15 protein-coding genes are annotated in these 14,749 nt (G+C 56.0%); 10 read left to right on the top strand and 5 right to left on the bottom strand.

Annotated elements, in window-relative coordinates; all coding sequences use genetic code 11:
- Positions 1-19 precede the first annotated feature (19 nt).
- Positions 20-727 (top strand): helix-turn-helix transcriptional regulator, encoded by a 708-nt coding sequence (locus ACR0NE_RS00760; RefSeq protein ID WP_170596864.1) that lies wholly within the window; start codon positions 20-22, stop codon positions 725-727.
- 70 nt (positions 728-797) lie between these two features.
- A complete protein-coding gene (locus ACR0NE_RS00755; RefSeq protein WP_170596765.1) occupies positions 798-2,114 on the top strand; it encodes a lytic murein transglycosylase in 1,317 nt (438 codons plus the stop codon).
- Positions 2,115-2,154: 40 nt separating this feature from the next.
- Here ACR0NE_RS00755 and ACR0NE_RS00750 read toward each other — a convergent pair whose 3' ends face one another.
- Positions 2,155-3,552, bottom strand: a complete 1,398-nt coding sequence (locus ACR0NE_RS00750; protein WP_170596767.1) for an aspartate aminotransferase family protein — start codon at positions 3,550-3,552, stop codon at positions 2,155-2,157.
- 75 nt (positions 3,553-3,627) lie between these two features.
- Entirely contained in the window at positions 3,628-4,311 is a 684-nt protein-coding gene (locus ACR0NE_RS00745) for a GntR family transcriptional regulator (RefSeq protein WP_170406782.1), read from the bottom strand.
- 140 nt (positions 4,312-4,451) lie between these two features.
- Between ACR0NE_RS00745 and ACR0NE_RS00740 the strand changes: the two genes are divergently transcribed.
- From ACR0NE_RS00740 to ACR0NE_RS00720, 5 genes are all read left to right on the top strand, one after another.
- On the top strand, positions 4,452-5,537 hold the full coding sequence (locus ACR0NE_RS00740; RefSeq protein WP_170398992.1) for a polyamine ABC transporter substrate-binding protein: 1,086 nt from the start codon (positions 4,452-4,454) through the stop codon (positions 5,535-5,537).
- Between the two features lie 70 nt (positions 5,538-5,607).
- On the top strand, positions 5,608-6,735 hold the full coding sequence (locus ACR0NE_RS00735; protein WP_170596769.1) for an ABC transporter ATP-binding protein: 1,128 nt from the start codon (positions 5,608-5,610) through the stop codon (positions 6,733-6,735).
- Positions 6,735-7,625 (top strand): ABC transporter permease subunit, encoded by an 891-nt coding sequence (locus tag ACR0NE_RS00730; protein WP_170406776.1) that lies wholly within the window; start codon positions 6,735-6,737, stop codon positions 7,623-7,625. The genes ACR0NE_RS00735 and ACR0NE_RS00730 overlap by 1 nt, the downstream gene beginning before the upstream one ends.
- A complete protein-coding gene (locus ACR0NE_RS00725; RefSeq protein ID WP_170398984.1) occupies positions 7,622-8,440 on the top strand; it encodes an ABC transporter permease in 819 nt (272 codons plus the stop codon). The genes ACR0NE_RS00730 and ACR0NE_RS00725 overlap by 4 nt, the downstream gene beginning before the upstream one ends.
- On the top strand, positions 8,437-9,738 hold the full coding sequence (locus tag ACR0NE_RS00720) for an NAD(P)/FAD-dependent oxidoreductase (RefSeq protein ID WP_170596771.1): 1,302 nt from the start codon (positions 8,437-8,439) through the stop codon (positions 9,736-9,738). The genes ACR0NE_RS00725 and ACR0NE_RS00720 overlap by 4 nt, the downstream gene beginning before the upstream one ends.
- Here ACR0NE_RS00720 and ACR0NE_RS00715 read toward each other — a convergent pair.
- Genes ACR0NE_RS00715 through ACR0NE_RS00705 form a run of 3 tightly spaced genes read right to left on the bottom strand, consistent with a single transcriptional unit; the run spans position 9,733 to position 12,553 of the window.
- On the bottom strand, positions 9,733-10,704 hold the full coding sequence (locus ACR0NE_RS00715; protein ID WP_480459450.1) for a phosphotransferase family protein: 972 nt from the start codon (positions 10,702-10,704) through the stop codon (positions 9,733-9,735). The two genes, ACR0NE_RS00720 and ACR0NE_RS00715, sit on opposite strands and share 6 nt — an antisense overlap.
- Positions 10,655-11,320 (bottom strand): flagellar hook capping FlgD N-terminal domain-containing protein, encoded by a 666-nt coding sequence (locus tag ACR0NE_RS00710; protein ID WP_170398978.1) that lies wholly within the window; start codon positions 11,318-11,320, stop codon positions 10,655-10,657. The genes ACR0NE_RS00715 and ACR0NE_RS00710 overlap by 50 nt, the downstream gene beginning before the upstream one ends.
- Before the next feature lie 3 nt (positions 11,321-11,323).
- The gene (locus ACR0NE_RS00705; RefSeq protein WP_170596773.1) at positions 11,324-12,553 is read right to left on the bottom strand and encodes a flagellar hook-length control protein FliK; all 1,230 of its coding nucleotides are present in this window, start codon (positions 12,551-12,553) and stop codon (positions 11,324-11,326) included.
- Between the two features lie 115 nt (positions 12,554-12,668).
- Between ACR0NE_RS00705 and ACR0NE_RS00700 the strand changes: the two genes are divergently transcribed.
- The 3 genes from ACR0NE_RS00700 to ACR0NE_RS00690 all read left to right on the top strand — a co-directional run bounded on the left by ACR0NE_RS00700 (position 12,669) and on the right by ACR0NE_RS00690 (position 14,709).
- A complete protein-coding gene (locus ACR0NE_RS00700; protein WP_170398972.1) occupies positions 12,669-12,941 on the top strand; it encodes a rod-binding protein in 273 nt (90 codons plus the stop codon).
- Positions 12,934-13,281: a flagellar biosynthesis protein FlgN gene (locus ACR0NE_RS00695; RefSeq protein WP_170596775.1), complete on the top strand. Its 348-nt coding sequence runs from the start codon at positions 12,934-12,936 to the stop codon at positions 13,279-13,281. The genes ACR0NE_RS00700 and ACR0NE_RS00695 overlap by 8 nt, the downstream gene beginning before the upstream one ends.
- 210 nt (positions 13,282-13,491) lie before the next feature.
- On the top strand, positions 13,492-14,709 hold the full coding sequence (locus ACR0NE_RS00690) for a flagellin N-terminal helical domain-containing protein (protein WP_170406757.1): 1,218 nt from the start codon (positions 13,492-13,494) through the stop codon (positions 14,707-14,709).
- The last annotated feature ends 40 nt before the right edge of the window (positions 14,710-14,749 follow it).

The raw sequence follows: 14,749 nt of genomic DNA, 5'->3' as shown, positions 1-14,749 counted from the left end.
GCTTAGAGTAGACTATACTATGTTCCGCACCGCCCGTCTTTTTCAGTTGATGCAGGCCCTACGATCTGGCCCCTCGCCCAGAACGTCGGTTCAATTGGCGCAGGATTTAGGCGTTTCGCCGCGCACAGTGCACCGGGATATCGATGCATTGCGTGGTCTCGGGGCGATAATCGACGGAGAGGCCGGGTTCGGGTTCACCCTAATCGAGGATGCGACCCTACCGCCGCTGGGTTTTACCAATGATGAGCTTGAAGCGTTGGTTCTGGGCTTGCGCGAGGTGCAGCTGATTGGTGACCCGGCGCTGTCGGATGCCGCAAGCGCGGCCCTACGCAAGCTGCAGGGCCGGTTGCCGCAGCGCCAGTCGCACCGATTGAGCCACGCCGTTTTGACCGCCACGCGATTTGACAGGCCGGCCGTGCCAACCATCGATGTCGCCGAACTGCGCCAAGCCGCGTGGGACGAACGCGTGATCGAGTTCGCCTATACCGATGCCAAAGGCGCAGACACCCGTCGTCGGGTCAATCCGCTGAGCATCGTCTATATGGACCGTGCCAGCGTATTGCTGAGTTGGTGCCACCTGCGACAGGATTTCCGAGTGTTTCGGCTGGATCGTATGCAGGGCATGGATGTGACCGAGGATAGCTTCCGACCCAATCGCGTATCGCTGTTGCGTGATGCCATTGCGCGTATTCGCGCGGAACGTGAGGAACAGGATCAGGAAACCTGACGTTCTGCGTTTTGAGAAATCCCGATTGTGCGCTATCATCGACCCTGAGCAGTAATCAGGATAAAACGGAATGCGTAAGTGTGTAGGTGGCGTTATGACCGCCGCATTATGGGCATCCATCGTGCAGGCGGATACAACAGAAAATTCGATACGGCCTCTGGCCCGACCTATGGTCGACAATGTGCAACTGGCCTCGGCGGATGTGACGGTCTTGGTACGGCCCGTGCTGCGGCCTAAGGTCGAGGTGCAACGTGTATCGGCAGACGGGAATGCCCGATTTCAGGCTTGGCTGGGGGCATTTCGCAAGCGGGCGCAAGAGCAGGGCATCTCGGTCAATACGCTGGATCGGGCGTTGGCTGGGGTGACCTATGACAGTGACATCATCAAACGCGATCGCAATCAGGCGGAGTTTTCCAAACCGATCTGGGAATATCTGGACGGAGCGGTTTCAAAAACGCGGATTTCCAACGGTCGCGTTGGACTAGACAAGCACCGAGAGACTTTGACCCGGATCGAAGCCCGGTACGGCGTCGAAAAAGAGGTCGTGACCGCGATCTGGGGTCTTGAGACTTCGTTCGGCACCTACCGAGGAAGCAAGCAAACCATTCGGTCGCTGGCGACTTTGGCCTTTGATGCTCGACGAGCAAGCTTTTTTGAGGAACAGCTGATCGCCGCGTTGCAGATCCTGCAGGCAGGGGATGTCGACCCTGAGAATATGGTTGGCAGTTGGGCTGGGGCGATGGGGCATACACAGTTCATGCCGACCTCGTTTCTTGATTACGCGGTTGATTTCGATGGAGATGGGCGTCGCGAGATCTGGTCGGATAATCCAACTGATGCCTTAGCATCAGCCGCTTCTTATTTGGCAAAACATGGATGGACCAAAGGCCAACCTTGGGGGGTCGAAGTGCAACTACCATCCGACTTTGACTACGCCAATGCGCGGCGAGATTTCACTCTGATGCCGTCGGAATGGGCGGCCCGTGGGGTTCTTGCTTACTCGGGCAAGGCAGTGCCCGATCACGGGCAAGCAGCAATCTTGTTACCGGCGGGTGGTCGGGGTGTCGCCCTGATGATCTTCAATAATTTCAAAGTGATCGAGGCCTACAACGGCGCCGATGCCTATGTGATCGGCATCGGGCATCTGTCCGACCGGCTTGCAGGAGGCTCTCCGTTTGAGGCCGATTGGCCGCGTGGCGATCGCGTATTGAGCTTTACTGAAAAGAAAGAACTACAGCGTCGGCTGACTCAGGCGGGCTTCGATACACAAGGGATCGATGGGCGCACCGGGCCAAATACGATTAACGCGGTGCGCGCGTTTCAGGTTGCTCAGGGCTTGATCCCGGATGGATACCCGTCGCTCGGCCTGCTGGAAAGGATGCGCTGATAATCAGGGCGACCCGATTGGGTCGCCCATGATCTAATGATCAGGACGCAGGCTTCATCAGACCTTTTTCGTTGATTTCAACCAACGCATCATCCAACGATTTTTGAATGCGCACGAACATCTCGTCGATTTCGGCCGTGGTAATGACCAACGGCGGAGAGATGACCAGGCGGTCGTCCACATGACGCATGATCAGATTGTTTTTGAAGCAATGTTCGCGGCAGATATATCCGATCGTGCCGGGATCTGATGCGAACTTGGCTCGGCTTGCCTTTTCAGGCGTCAATGCGATGGACCCCATCAAGCCCGCGATCTTTGCCTCCCCGACCAGCGCATGCTCGACCAATGCGTCCCATTTTTTTTTCATATAGGGCGCGGCCACGTTGCGCACGTGATCGACGACGTTTTCTTCTTCGAGGATGCGCAGATTTTCGAGCGCAACTGCTGCGGCAACCGGGTGGCCGGAATAGGTGTAGCCATGGTTGAACTCGGTGGCGCTGATGACACGGGCGACTTCGTCGCAGACGATCGATCCGCCAATAGGTGCATAGCCTGAGCTAAGGCCCTTGGCGATTGTCATGATATGCGGTTTGATCCCGACGGTTTGCGAGCCAAACCAGTTGCCGGTTCGGCCAAACCCGCAGATCACCTCATCCGCGATCAGCAGTATATCGTACTTGTCGCAGATGCGCTGAATTTCAGGCCAATATGTGTCGGGTGCGATGATCACGCCGCCTGCGCCCTGCACAGGTTCGGCGATGAAGGCAGCGACGCGATCTTCGCCCAGTTCCTGAATGGCTTCTTCCAGCTCGCGCGCGCGGGCAAGGCCGAATTCCTCGGGGCTCATATCGCCGCCTTCCGCCCACCAGTTCGGCTGGTTGATATGGTGGACATTCGGGATTGGAATGCCGCCCTGCGCATGCATTCCTGCCATGCCACCCAACGACGCCGATCCAACAGAAGAACCGTGATAGGCATTCTTGCGGCTGATGATGATGTTCTTGTCCGGCTGACCTTTTTCGGCCCAATAGGTGCGCACTAGACGGATGTTGGTGTCGTTGGCCTCGGACCCGCTTCCGGCAAAGAAGACATGGTTCAGATCACCTGGCGCAAGCTCAGCCAGTTTTGCAGCCAGCGCAATGGCGGGCGTATGGGTCGTCTTGAAGAAAGTATTATAATACGGCAGCTCGCGCATTTGACGTGCGGCTGCATCGGCCAGTTCGTTGCGGCCATATCCGATATTTACGCACCACAATCCGGCCATACCATCCAGAATTTCATGACCTTCGCTATCGGTCAGATAGACGCCCTTGGCACGGGTGATGACCCTGACACCTTCGTCTGCCAGCGCCTCATTGGTCGAAAAAGGATGCAAATGGTGTGCTGCGTCCAGCGCCTGCAATTCGGCAGTGGGCATGTGATTGGTGATGGTGGACATCTCGGATTCTCCAGCAAGCGTCGTTGCCAGATAGAATATGATCAAATTTTATGCTGTCAATCGAATCGCTGGTTTCTAGGTGCTTGGCAAAGCATCGCCCATCATTCCCATACCCTGCTCAATGTCCTGCGCTGTTGCTAACGCGGCCTTTTCTGCATCTCGCTCACGTAGCGCGGCAATAATGTCTTTGTGTCTGTCGGGCAGGCTTTGAGTGCCGAAGCGACCGCAAACGATGCGCAACGAAGGGCCGAATCGCAGCCATAGCCGTTCGGCTAGATCAACAAGTATCGGAGCGTCCGCATGGGAATACAGAGATTGGTGAAAGGCGTGGTTCAAACGCAGGTAACCCCCTACATCTCCATCCGCGATCATATTGTCCAATCGTTGATCCAGCTGCTCAAGATAGTCGATCTCGGTTATAGATATGTTCTTTGTGGATCGCCTGGAAAGCTCTGTTTCTATTGAAATTCTTGCGAAAATCATCTGCTCGATGTCGTTGGCTGAAAGCAGCGGGACGCTCACGCGACGATTGCCCTGAAAAATGAGCGCGCCGTCGGAAATCAGACGGCGTATCGCCTCGCGCACCGGAGTCATGCCGACACCAAGCGAATCAGTTAGGCCCTGGATCGTGACCGGCTGCCCGGGCACAAGATCGCCAAACAGAATCTGGGATTTCAGTGTCCGATAGACCTGTTCGTGCGCTGGGCGTTTTTCTTCATCTACCGGAGGTGTATCTGCTTTATTTTTGATCAAATCCAAAAGGTTTGCCCCAATCCAAGTGTTTCTGTCTTGCCAGAATCTTCACCTATTCCGACCATAGGTGAAACCGCCATGAAACGCAAAACTTGATCAAATCCAAAAAAAGGTCAAAATGGCCGCACAGTTGCAGGGAGAAAAATATGAAACTGAAAACGCTGGGGATGACAGCGATCGTCGCATTGGGGACTTCGGCCGCGTTTGCTGAAGAAGTGCGCGTCTATAACTGGTCCGACTACATCGACGAAGATCTGCTGAGCAAATTCGAAGAAGAAACAGGGCTGACCCTGATCTACGATGTGTTCGACAGCAACGAGGTTCTGGAAACAAAAATGCTGGCCGGTGGGTCAGGCTATGATGTGGTTGTGCCTTCAGGCACGTTCCTACAACGCCAGATCCAGGCCGGCGCATTCCAGGAACTGGATGCCGCCAAGCTGTCGAATGCAGGCAACCTATGGGATGTGATCCAGGAACGAACCGCAGGGTATGACCCCAACAACGCCTACTCGATCAACTATATGTGGGGCACGACAGGTATCGGGTTGAATGTCGGCAAGGTCAAAGAAGTGCTGGGCGACGATGTTGCGCTTAACAGCATGGATCTGGTGCTCAAGCCCGAAAACATGGAAAAGCTGGCCTCGTGCGGGGTGCATTTCCTCGACGCACCGTCTGAGATCATTCCGATGGTGCTGCAGTATATCGGCGAAGACCCTGACAGCCACGACACGGATGTAATTGGGAAAACCGAAGAGATTCTGACCAGTGTGCGCCCGTATGTTCAGAAATTCCATAGCTCGGAATACATCAATGCGCTCGCCAATGGTGATATCTGCGTTGCTGTCGGCTGGTCGGGCGACATCTTGCAGGCACGCGACCGTGCGGCGGAAGCGGATAACGGCGTGGAAATTGAATACCATCCCTTTGCGGAAGGCTCGCTGATGTGGTTTGACCAGATGGCTATTCCGGTCGACGCACCAAACCCCGAAGGCGCGCACCAGTTCCTGAACTTTATCCTGGATGCCAACAACATGGCTGCGGCGTCGAACTATGTGTACTACGCCAACGGCAACAAGGCCTCGCAGGAGTTTCTTGAAGAGGACGTGATCGGTGATCCGGCGATCTATCCGGATGATGCGACCATGCAGAACCTCTACATCACCACACCTTATCCGGCAAAGACCCAGCGAGTGGTGACACGTCTCTGGACCAAAGTGAAATCAGGCACCTGATCTGATTATAGCGCAAGGCGGGCCCACTGCCTTGCGCCATTTTTATCCTGACCGATAGACGGGGGCCGCCTTGAATTCTGAAGTCTTTGCGCCGTGGGATGACCCGCAGGCGAAACCCTTGATCCAGTTCCAGAACGTCACCAAGCGTTTTGGCGCATTCACCGCAATCGACAATCTTTCATTGGATATCTACGAGCGCGAGTTCTTTGCGCTGCTCGGCCCGTCGGGCTGCGGCAAGACCACGATGATGCGGATGCTGGCCGGATTCGAAACCCCCTCCGATGGTCACATCCTTCTGGGTGGACAGGATATCGACCCGATCCCGCCCAACAAACGGGCGGTAAACATGATGTTTCAGTCGTATGCGCTGTTTCCTCATCTCAGCATCTGGGACAACATCGCCTTTGGCCTGCGCCGGGACAATATGCCCAAGCGCGATCTGGAAGAGCGGGTCGATGAGATGCTGCGCCTAACCCGGCTGGAACAGTTCGCACGCCGCAAGCCGCACCAGATCTCGGGTGGTCAACGCCAACGCGTTGCGCTGGCCCGGTCATTGGCCAAAGCACCAAAACTGCTATTGCTCGACGAACCTTTGGGCGCTTTGGATAAGAAACTCCGTCAGGATACCCAGTTCGAGTTGATGGACATTCAGGAAAAAACCGGCACGACCTTTGTCATCGTGACGCACGATCAGGAAGAGGCGATGACCGTTGCCAGCCGAGTGGCCGTGATGGATCAGGGCAAACTGATGCAAGTGGCAACTCCAGATCGCATCTATGAGACGCCAAACTCGGTTTATGTTGCTGATTTCATTGGGGATGTGAATATCATTGAGGGACGCGCTACCGCAGCAGGCGACGAAAGCTATCAGATTGAGTGGGCAGAAGGGCAGCCCCCGTTAGCGGCGTCTTCTGCGACCCAACTGTCCAATGGTCAGGGCTGTCATCTGGCGATCCGGCCTGAAAAGGTCGCGATCTCTGCCGAGCGCCCGGTCGATGCGATCAACGCCATTCAGGGCAAGGTGCATGACATCGCCTATCTGGGCAACTTGTCGACCTATCATGTCGAACTGCCAAATGGCACGATCATCAAGGCGCAAACAGCGAATACCCGCCGCATCTCGCGCCGCTCGTTCACCTGGGAAGACCCGGTTTGGCTGTCCTGGACAGCGACTGCCGCAGTTCTGCTGGAAAACTGATGCGCCGCGCTGTTCTTATCGCTGTCCCGTATGTCTGGTTGCTGGCACTGTTCTTGGTGCCGTTCTTTATCGTCCTAAAGATATCGCTTTCAGACACCGCACTTGCCATTCCGCCCTACACTCCGACGCTGGACCTATCCGCAGGTTGGGCGGGTATCAGGGATTTCTTCAGCCAGCTTGATCTGGAAAACTTTGTCTGGCTGACTGAAGATGATCTTTATTGGAAGGCCTATCTGTCCAGCGTAAAGATCGCGCTGATCTCAACAGTGTTGACGCTGATTGTCGGGTATCCGATCGCATATGCGATGGCGCGCGCACCTGAAGAGTGGCGACCTACATTCATGATGCTGGTCATCCTGCCGTTCTGGACTTCGTTCCTGATCCGGGTTTACGCATGGATGGGCATCCTCAGCAACGAAGGCTATCTGAACCAGTTGTTGCTGTGGACAGGCATCATCTCAGCGCCGCTGACCATTCTGAACACGAATACCGCAGTTTATATCGGTATCGTTTATACCTACCTACCTTTTATGATCCTGCCGATTTATTCGTCGCTTGAACGGATGGACGGGTCGCTGATCGAAGCCGCCGAAGACCTTGGGTGTTCGCGTCTGCAGGCATTCTGGTTGATCACAATCCCCTTGTCGCGCCCCGGTATTATCGCGGGCTGCTTCCTCGTGATGATTCCGGTGATTGGGGAATTCGTAATCCCCTCGCTACTGGGCGGATCGGGGACCTTGATGATCGGTAAGGTGCTGTGGGAAGAGTTCTTCTCGAACCGCGATTGGCCCGTCGCCAGCGCGGTGGCCGTGGTTCTGTTGCTCATCCTCGTGATCCCGATTGTGCTGTTCCAGCGCAACCAGCAAAAGCAGACGGAGGCAGAACAATGAACAGGCTGAGCTGGTTCAACACAGTCTCGCTGACTCTGGGATTTGCCTTTCTGTATATCCCGATGATCATCCTGATTATCTTCAGCTTCAACGAAAGCAAGCTTGTCACCGTTTGGGCCGGGTTCTCGACCAAATGGTACGGCGAGTTGATGCAGAACGAAGCCTTTCTTGATGCAGCCTGGGTCACGCTGCGCGTTGCCGTATTTTCATCAACGCTGGCCACGATTCTGGGCACCGCAGCGGCCTATGTTCTGGTACGCGGTGGGCGGTTCTTTGGGCGAACGCTGTTTTCCGGGATGATCTATGCCCCTCTGGTGATGCCCGAAGTGATCACGGGCTTGTCGCTGCTGCTGCTGTTCATTGGAATTGGCTTGGATCGGGGTATCCTGACCATCGTACTGGCGCATACGACGTTTTCGATGTGTTTTGTCTCGGTCGTAGTGTCCTCGCGCCTTGTGACCTTTGATCGATCGCTGGAAGAGGCCGCACTGGATCTGGGCTGTTCTCCTGCGCAGGCGTTTCGCTTGGTCACCCTGCCGATCATCGCTCCGGCGGTGATTTCAGGATGGCTACTGGCTTTCACCCTGTCGCTGGATGACCTGGTGATTGCCTCGTTCACATCTGGGCCTTCTGCCACCACCTTGCCGATCAAGATTTTCTCGGCTGTGCGTTTGGGCGTCAGTCCCGAGATCAATGCGCTGTCGACGTTAATGATCGCGGTTGTCACGGTGGGCGTTATTACCGCGTCCCTGGTGACCAAGCGGGCGATGGTTCGGCAGAAACAGGATGAGTTGGCCGCGGCAAGCGCTGAATGAGGCGTATATTTCCTGATTACGCCTACGGACCTGCGCCACGCACGGGTTGTTGGTGGGACGAGACGATCGCGACCCCTGCTTGGCCAAAGCTCGAAGACGATATCAGCGTTGATGTCGCCGTCATCGGGGGCGGGTTTACCGGCTTGTCCGCCGCATTGCATCTGTCCGAGGCAGGGGTTTCGGTCGCTGTGTTCGAGGAGGAAACACCGGGCTGGGGGGCGTCCGGTCGAAACGGGGGCTTTTGTTGTCTGGGCGGGTCAAAGCTCAGCAAGGCTGGTCTGACCCGTCGCTATGGTCAGGTGGCAACGCAGGCCTATTACCAAGCGGAAGAAGACGCCGTTTCACTGGTTGCTGACCTTCTGCGTGATAACCAAATCGACGCCGAAACGCATTCCAAGGGTGAAACTCAACTGGCCCATTCACGGCGCGCGATGGAACGATTGCGCCGGTCGGCCGATCCGGCCGGACAATTGCACGAAATCGGCGAACTGAGGAGCCTTGGGTTGGGCGGTGCGTTTTTCGGCGGCTATACAACTCCGATTGGTTTTGCCCTGAACCCCCGAAAGTATCTGTTCGGCTTGGCAGGCGCTGCCCAGGCAAAGGGCGCAACTCTGTTCCAGAACAGCCCGATCACGCAGATCAAACAGGCCGCCTCTGGATTCGTGCTGACCTCACCTGCGGGTCACATTCGTGCCTCGAACGTTTTGGTGTGCACAAATGGCTACTCAAGCGAGGATCTGCCACCCTGGTTGGCCGCGCGTTATATGCCTGCACAGTCAACGGTTCTTGTGACGCGGCCTCTGACTGATGTCGAGCTGCAGGCGCAAGGCTGGACGTCGGATCAGATGGCCTATGACACGCGTAATTTATTGCACTATTTCCGATTGATGCCTGATCGACGATTTCTGTTCGGGACACGAGGGGGGCTGCTATCATCTCCTGGGGCTGAGGCGCGCATTCGGCAAAAAGCTTTCAGGGATTTCAAGGGGCTATTCCCCGCCTGGAACAGTGTCGATGTCACACATACGTGGTCCGGCTTGGTTTGCCTTGCCCGCAACCTCGTGCCCTTTGTTGGCCCGGTTGCTGAGCATCCGGGGATGTTTGCAGGATTTGCTTACCACGGCAATGGCGTGGCGATGGGAACATATTGCGGTCGTGCTTTGGCGCGACTGGTGCTGGGGCAATCCGCAGACATCCCGTCCCCTATTGAGGGTACGCCGGGGCGGTTTCCTTTTGGCCGTTGGCGTCGCGCTGTCATGCCGCCAGCCTATGCGTATCTGGGTCTGGCGGACCTATAAGGCCTCGACTTCCAGCTCATACCCAATGGCATAATCAGCCGCACCGTTTTCAGCCCGCCAAAGACAATAAGCTGCCATGCGCCAGGCAAACCAAGGCCTCAATGACAGATAGCGTTCGGTGATATCGGGTTGGTCGTAGGCCTTAAGAAACAGCGTCTCTTCGGCCTCGGACAAGGGCGCGCCACGATAGAGTTGCTGCATCGCAGGTGAAAGGAATATCGCCAAGTCTTCACATGGGTCACCGAAGGCCGGGCATTGCCAATCGATCAGCGTCAGCCCATTTTTCGATTGCAAGATGTTTCCCGCGACCGGATCGCCATGGATCAAGCACCGCGCGGATAACGGCGGTACTTGGGCCTGAGGTTTTTTTGCAAGCAACGATCGCCGCTCTTCCGCGTGGCAATCAGCCAGAATTTGACACGCGTGCTGTTCCAGATCTTCGCTGCCATTGCAGCCGTTAGGGAGGTCCAGATTGACCGGAATTTGGTGCAACCTTCCAAGCAGATGGGCCACGCCCGAAACATCGTCCTGCCAAGGGACGCCCGGTGCGTGGTCATAGTAGACCCAGCTGTCGTCTCCAAAGGAACCAGTGGCACGTAAATTGGGCACGAAGCCAAAGCTGTTGAGCGTGCGCAGACATTCTGACTCAAGCCGGGCATCGTTGCGAAACAAGGGGTTCTGAAACCCGGTACTGTATAGCTTAAGCACGGCATCACTATTGCCGGACAAAACCTTCCAGACATGATTGGTCCGCCCGCCGTACAACACCTCGAAGGTCACGTCGTGGCGGATCAAACCTTGGGTGCTGAGCTGGGCAACAAGACCCGGGGGAGGTTGGTGATGATCAGACAGGACAGATACCGGGTTAGGGGGCGAGTCGCGATGCGCCAAGCTTTGGCCCGCCTTGCCTTCCAGATCAAGCGCCCGTGCGGATTTGCGTGACCATTTCGGCGGACACCTCTGCACCGCTCTCCAGTTTCAGGATGATGCCACCTTCGCTGACCTGTGCCTCTACCACCCGACCGAAGGCAGATGCGGGCGTGCTGGTTAGTAACTCACCTCTTTTGAAGCTCTCCAATGTAGCTGAGTAACTGCCAGCGGGAAAGGGATCACCTGCACTGCTGACCCCGGCCCACTCGAATTCGGCCTTATCGGTAGGCACAGGGATGCGATCGACAATGGTGCCCTGGTCGTTGCGGATGACCAACTCGGCCCGGTCGGCAGTTGGTTCGGCCCGTGCAAAAATCGGAACAGGCTGATCTACAAAGCGAAACGGTGCATCGGTTTTGACATTCATCCCAACCCACCCGGTGAGCTGATTAAGATCGACTGCCCCCATTGTCAGCGCGAGACCGGAGAGAAGCTCATTGGCTTTGACTTGTTGTTCGACCATCGAGAACTGCGCCAGCTGAGAGGCATATTCGGAGGAATCCAGAGGTTCAAGCGGATCCTGATTGCGCGCCTGCACGGTCAGCATGCGCAGAAAGGTCTCGAAATCTGACGTCAGTGCCGAGCGTTCCGAATTGTTGTTTGCGCCGGGATTTGCACCCGTTGCGGTCACTGAATTGGTCGCTGAAATCATTAGTTAAAGCCTCATATCAAGGCCCCGTTCAGGGCCAGCCGGGAGTGTGGGCGCCTTATGGTCCGCGTCGCGAACCATTTCGACCGTTTCTGAGGAAGGGTCAGGCTCTGATGGGTCACCATGCTGGGACGAGTCCCCGGACATGCTAAGATCAAGCGACAGATCCCCATAACCCAGCCTTTCGAACTCAGCCGACAGGACCGCAATGTGTCGCCGCATCAGGTCCAGTGTTTCGGGCCGTTCGGCCGCGATCGATAGATGAAACCCGTCTTCTCGACCGTTGAGCGTGATTGATACGCGCCCAAGCTCTTCGGGGTTCAGGGCTATTTCAACGCCACCGGTATTTGGTCGGGTCGAAATCGAAGCGGCCAGTTGCCCCGCAATCGTGCGTGCCGTTTCCGCGCGGGCTGCGGCGACGGGCATCGCTTGCGTCGTGTCGCGTATCGTGTAGCCCACCGCTGTGTCTTTGACAGCAAAAAGGTCATCAACTTCCGCGCTGATCGCCGTTTCCGCAATAGCATCGCCCGGAGCCCGGTCGAGATTCCAAGCTGTTGCCTGCGGTTTCAAGGCGGCAGAAATGACAGTTTGCTGGGTTATTCGAGCCTCTACAGGCTCAACTGCGCGTGCGACGAGTGGCACCTCTGTTTCAGGACTTGGCGGTTCCAGTTTCGAAAAAGTATCCCCAACAAAGCTAGCATTTAGCGCGTGTGAGGCCGGCATTTGGTGTAGATATCCATTTCCGCTAACATCATGGATCGGAACTTGGGTTGGCGCTCGAAGCACGTTTGCGTCAGGCCTTGGGACAGCCGCTTCGGGCGAGCCTGTATTTTGTCTTAGCGTTGAATTTTCAGGGGCCAACTGCGAAATTTGCTGTACCGGGCTGGGCGGAGCGGCAACATGGTTCGTCTCACCGACGGCAAAATCCGCTTGGTGTTTCGGCGCATTTGCGACCTCTTGCGCAGCCACCTGCAGTTGGGCGCGCTCTAGTTCGTCGGGTTTGATTGTCTCAATTGAATCTGCCGTAGAAACAGATGGAATTTCTGATTGTTCGGGTGGCAGGTTTGAATCAGCCACAAACGGATCAACATCCTTCAATTCGTTTTGTTCGACATCCTCATTAAGCACTTCCTCAAAGGCAAACCCACCTTTGGTATCACGCTCTTTACCCTGAGATGCCCCCGGTTTGTCACCCGTGGCAGATGCAGGCGACATGATCGTCAGCGGGTTGGTCATTTTTCGCTCCGGGGTTTCTTTGATCTGGCCGGCACTGTGCCCACAGGAAGTTACGTTTATTTTAACCGCTTTCCCCTTTGATCGAGAAAGTTCATAGCAATTTTCGGAGAATCCGATGACGATTACATCTACCAGTGCGACCATGCACTCCGCCCAGATTCCACAGAAGCTGAAAGCCGCCTCTGTTGAGCTGGAAGCCGCTTTTCTGGCTGAAATGCTCAAGTCAGCAGGACTCGGCCAAGCACGAAGTTCCTTTGGCGGTGGCGCAGGCGAAGATCAGTTTGCTTCGTTTCTGGTGCAACAGCAGGCACAGCAAATGGCAAAGGCGGGTGGAATCGGCCTTTCGGAAATTTTGTTCAATGCAATGATGGAGAAGTCCGATGGATAAAGATCCGATTCAGGCACTGGAAGACCTTTTGGTTCTGGAGCGCACAGCCCTGGTCCAGGGGGATTTGACCGATCTGGATCGATTGGTGCCTGAAAAAGAGAATCTGATCGATGCAATAAATGATCTGCAGGTGTTGGAAAGCGATGATCTGATCCGGATCCAGACGAAGGTCGTGCGCAATCAAGCCCTTTTGAACAGTGCGGCCGAGGGTATTCGGGCTGTGGCGGACCGAATGGCGAAACTGAAACAGGTCCGGCAGGAGTTCAGTACTTATGACGCCTCGGGGCAGCGTAGTGGGTTTGCCTTGCGATCGCGGGCAAAGCTGGAAAAACGGGCATAGCATCAGGTTTGATTCAAATTCGAGATTTCGGATTTGCCCGTCTTAGCACTCCGTTAGGAGATCGGGGGCAAATGTGGCGATGCACCTGAAACAACGGGTGGCGCGAAGGCCACAAGGCACGACGCACAGGTCAGAACGACAGAATGCCTGCCGGTTTGGTGGGTCCAACATGGGCGTCAAACGCGCCCGAACGCTAAGAGGATGACAAATATGTCCAGCATTCTGACGAACAATGGCGCAATGGTTGCGCTGCAAACTCTCAAATCGGTCAACAAGAACCTCGCACAGACGCAAAACGCGATCTCGACCGGCAAGGATGTGGCTACAGCCAAGGATAACTCGGCTGTCTGGGCCATCTCAAAGGTGATGGAATCAGACGTCAACGGCTTCAATGCGATCAAGGACAGCCTGGCCTTGGGTGAATCCACTGTCGCAGTTGCTCGAAACGCCTCAGAAACTGTGACGGATCTGCTGAACCAGATGAAAGGCAAGATCGTTGCGGCGCAAGAAGACAACGTTGATCGTGCTAAGATCAACACCGATGTGGCCGCGCTTAGGGATCAGATCGAATCGGTTGTCGGCGCTGCCCAGTTCAATGGCCTCAATCTGGTGAACGGTGGGGCTGGCGCAAGCATTCTGTCCTCTTTGGATCGAGACAATGCAGGCAACGTGACAGCGTCTTCCATTAGCGTATCGGCGCAAAACCTGTCGACAGGTGGTTACACTGCTGCCGACGTGTTCACTGGAACTGACGGGGTCACCGCGGATACGGCCGACGCATTCGGATTTTCGTTGGATGGAAACGGCGGAAGCGATGATGATGGAAGCATCGTGATCGCTGATCCGGGCACATTGTCCGCTGGCGATACTTTCACGGTCCGACTGGGCGACGATGTCGCGTCTTATACAGTCCGGGCTGAGGATATCGCCGCAGGCAACGCGCCCGAAGAGATCATCGCTGCGGGGCTAAAAGCTGCCATCGAAGCTTCGGATGCCAATGTTTCGGTCGTCTATGATCCGGGTACGAATGCTGCGCAACTCGATATCACCAACGAAGGGTCAGATTCGCTGCAGATCAGCGGTCAATATGCCAATGCGAACTCTGGCGGTCTAGGCGCTCTGGCCTCGATTGATGTGTCGACTTCTGCCGGCGCATCCGCAGCGCTTGGCGCGATCGAAGGCCTCATCGATACTGCGATTGATGCCTCGGCGGCTTTTGGTTCGGCGCAGGGTCGGATCGAGACCCAGAAAGAGTTCATCTCGAACCTGTCTGACTCGTTCAAATCCGGTATCGGCTCGTTGGTTGACGCTGACATGGAAGAAACCTCGGCGCGACTACAAGCGTTGCAGGTCCAGCAACAGCTGGCAACCCAATCGCTATCGATCGCGAACCAGGCGCCACAGTCCATCCTGTCGCTGTTCCGTTAACTTTGGAACTGATCCGGGGCACGCACGCCGTGCCCCGGAC

The organism is Ruegeria sp. C9, assembly GCF_056537585.1.
Note: the sequence above shows the minus strand (reverse complement) of the source record. Positions and strands in the feature narration are given on the sequence as shown.

Bases quoted from the DNA above. Each gene is read 5' to 3' on its own strand.
- ACR0NE_RS00740 (WP_170398992.1), top strand. From the start codon at position 4,452: ATGAAACTGAAAACGCTGGGGATGACAGCGATCGTCGCATTGGGGACT.
- ACR0NE_RS00755 (WP_170596765.1), top strand. From the start codon at position 798: ATGCGTAAGTGTGTAGGTGGCGTTATGACCGCCGCATTATGGGCATCC.
- ACR0NE_RS00730 (WP_170406776.1), top strand. From the start codon at position 6,735: ATGCGCCGCGCTGTTCTTATCGCTGTCCCGTATGTCTGGTTGCTGGCA.
- ACR0NE_RS00690 (WP_170406757.1), top strand. From the start codon at position 13,492: ATGTCCAGCATTCTGACGAACAATGGCGCAATGGTTGCGCTGCAAACT.
- ACR0NE_RS00760 (WP_170596864.1), top strand. From the start codon at position 20: ATGTTCCGCACCGCCCGTCTTTTTCAGTTGATGCAGGCCCTACGATCT.
- ACR0NE_RS00710 (WP_170398978.1), bottom strand. From the start codon at position 11,320: ATGATTTCAGCGACCAATTCAGTGACCGCAACGGGTGCAAATCCCGGC.
- ACR0NE_RS00720 (WP_170596771.1), top strand. From the start codon at position 8,437: ATGAGGCGTATATTTCCTGATTACGCCTACGGACCTGCGCCACGCACG.
- ACR0NE_RS00700 (WP_170398972.1), top strand. From the start codon at position 12,669: ATGACGATTACATCTACCAGTGCGACCATGCACTCCGCCCAGATTCCA.
- ACR0NE_RS00705 (WP_170596773.1), bottom strand. From the start codon at position 12,553: ATGACCAACCCGCTGACGATCATGTCGCCTGCATCTGCCACGGGTGAC.
- ACR0NE_RS00725 (WP_170398984.1), top strand. From the start codon at position 7,622: ATGAACAGGCTGAGCTGGTTCAACACAGTCTCGCTGACTCTGGGATTT.
- ACR0NE_RS00750 (WP_170596767.1), bottom strand. From the start codon at position 3,552: ATGTCCACCATCACCAATCACATGCCCACTGCCGAATTGCAGGCGCTG.
- ACR0NE_RS00695 (WP_170596775.1), top strand. From the start codon at position 12,934: ATGGATAAAGATCCGATTCAGGCACTGGAAGACCTTTTGGTTCTGGAG.